The organism is Photobacterium sanguinicancri (assembly GCF_002265265.1).
GTDB classification, from domain to species: Bacteria; Pseudomonadota; Gammaproteobacteria; order Enterobacterales; family Vibrionaceae; genus Photobacterium; species Photobacterium sanguinicancri.
Genome location: NZ_NOIF01000351.1, coordinates 1 through 1569, shown reverse-complemented (window position 1 = coordinate 1569; position 1569 = coordinate 1). Strand labels below are relative to the sequence as shown.

Sequence of the window (1569 nt, the reverse complement as noted above, 5' to 3'; positions counted from 1 at the left end):
TGCAAAATGAAGTTATGCGTTTACGCACTTCATATCAATATCTGCTCGTTGTTTTTCGCCGCTTATTTTAGGCGTTAGCCCTACAATCTACTCTTAGTCAATATTATGTGATATGCATCTGTTTTGGTATCGCTGCTTTGGTATAAGATTCAAATTACTGTTCAAAGTACAACTAGTGAAATGGTTAAGCTCCCTCACCATTTCGCGACAAGAAGGGGGCAATAATTTAAGACCTGCTATTTAGCAGTACCGAGAGGTAAAATGTCAGATGGAAATTATAAAGCTACTCTGAAATTTGTAGGTTTTGGTATCAGTTTAGTAGTGCTGATGTTACTAAACCAACCTGCACTGGCAGTTACATCATTAACTGCAATTTCAGTTGCCTTCCTAAGAAGCAAATAACATATTCCCTGAACATTTTTATATACCTTTCAGACTGGCTGTTTAAAGTACCTAGTTATTTGACACGAATGTACACTACGAACTTAACCTTGTACGAAGTGGTAACAGGAAAGATACGATACAAGCCATTATGGGGCACATAGCCTAGTGGAGTGTGTGACCCCAGTTATTCCCCTCAAATATCTGCAATATCAAAAGGAGAATCAAAATGTCAAAATGCCCAAATTCTGAATGTGGTTCTGATAGCTTTGAAGCAGTGAAAGCTAATGTTAAAGGTATGAAATATCCAGCATTGTTTATTCAATGTGCTGAATGTAAAACTGTTGTTGGTACAGAACCGGCTTATTATGTACCTCAAATGCTCCAAGATTTAGCAAAAAGTTTAGAGCTACCACCTCTTCCTTAATGTGTTTGTAAGTTGTGTTCATTTATCCGAGGGCTAACAAGGCAATCAAGGTGATGCGTTACACTCGGCGGTTTTGGTATGGAGTTCGGTGCGCTTTGCTGGTTCAGTGGGGCACACCTTATTGCAGGCGTTATGCATGTTTATATCTTGAATTGAAATGTAAGCTTTCGCGTCGGGTGTAAGTTTCGCGTTGAATGAGCCTTTGTCTCTTCAACCAATTTGGTTGGGTGAAACGGCAATTCAGTATTATCGCAATCAATTCTTGATCATCTCAGGCATTGGTGGCCATGAATTCGTGGGTTACCTAAGTGAATGTTGAGCCTGAACGGTGTATGTTCTGCGGCTGCCAGACGCTGTAAATCGGACGCTCTGTTGAAGTTAAAATTTGCTTTTACTTCTCCAATAGTTTGGTTCGGGATGCGATTTTTGTTCAATGGTTATAAATATCAAGGTAACTCCAGGCATTGGTTATCATGGTTTGACACTGAGACGAGTGATTGCTTTGAGGACTTTTTTTTGCTTCAAGCTGTGATGCTGCCGTTTGTATCTCATTTCTTTGCCAAGTAAGCTAAGTGCTTGTAATACATGCATAACAATGCAATCAAGGTGATGCGTTACACTCGGCAGTTTTGGTATGGAGTTCGGTGCGCTTGGTTGGTTCAGTGGGGCACACCTTATTGCGGGCGTTAAATCTGCCGAGCAAGCTCGGGGAGTGAGCGCTGTCAGATATTGCGTATCTGCTTCTAATATAGCCTAAATTT

1 protein-coding gene is annotated in these 1569 nt (G+C 40.7%); it reads left to right on the top strand.

Going from position 1 to position 1569, the window contains the following annotated elements; all coding sequences use genetic code 11:
- Positions 1 to 610 precede the first annotated feature (610 nt).
- Positions 611 to 808: a hypothetical protein gene (locus ASV53_RS23955; protein ID WP_094958982.1), complete on the top strand. Its 198-nt coding sequence runs from the start codon at positions 611 to 613 to the stop codon at positions 806 to 808.
- Positions 809 to 1569 lie beyond the last annotated feature (761 nt).

Bases quoted from the DNA above. Each gene is read 5' to 3' on its own strand.
- ASV53_RS23955 (WP_094958982.1), top strand. From the start codon at position 611: ATGTCAAAATGCCCAAATTCTGAATGTGGTTCTGATAGCTTTGAAGCA.